The 252-nt window shown below is 61.5% G+C and carries 1 protein-coding gene and 1 pseudogene; one reads left to right on the forward strand and one right to left on the reverse strand.

Annotation, left to right across the window (positions count from 1 at the left end; translation table 11 throughout):
* Positions 1-114, forward strand: a pseudogene (locus LHP98_RS19405) (IS5/IS1182 family transposase); the annotation flags it as partial.
* A gap of 33 nt (positions 115-147) precedes the next feature.
* Here LHP98_RS19405 and LHP98_RS19410 read toward each other — a convergent pair.
* Positions 148-252 (reverse strand): transposase domain-containing protein (locus tag LHP98_RS19410; RefSeq protein WP_227253783.1); only part of this gene is annotated, 105 nt, incomplete at its 5' end.

The raw sequence follows: 252 nt of genomic DNA on the forward strand, positions 1-252 counted from the left end.
ATCATGTTCGGCCGGCTGAAGGACTGGCGCAGGGTCGCAACCCGCTACGACCGATGCGCAAAGACCTTCCTCTCCGCCGCCGCACTCGCCGCAACCGTCATGTTCTGGCTTTGAGCGTCAATGAGTCGTAAGCGTCCGGCCAGACTGCTATCGGTTCCAGCGCCACGGGAGCAGATCGTTGACCTTTGTGATTTTGTAGTCCGGAATGCGTGCGAGGGTGTCGGCGAGCCAGGCGTGGGGATCGACGGTGTT

Origin of the sequence: Rhodobacter sp. Har01, from assembly GCF_020564565.1 — a bacterium.
Taxonomy (GTDB): Bacteria; Pseudomonadota; Alphaproteobacteria; order Rhodobacterales; family Rhodobacteraceae; genus Pseudogemmobacter.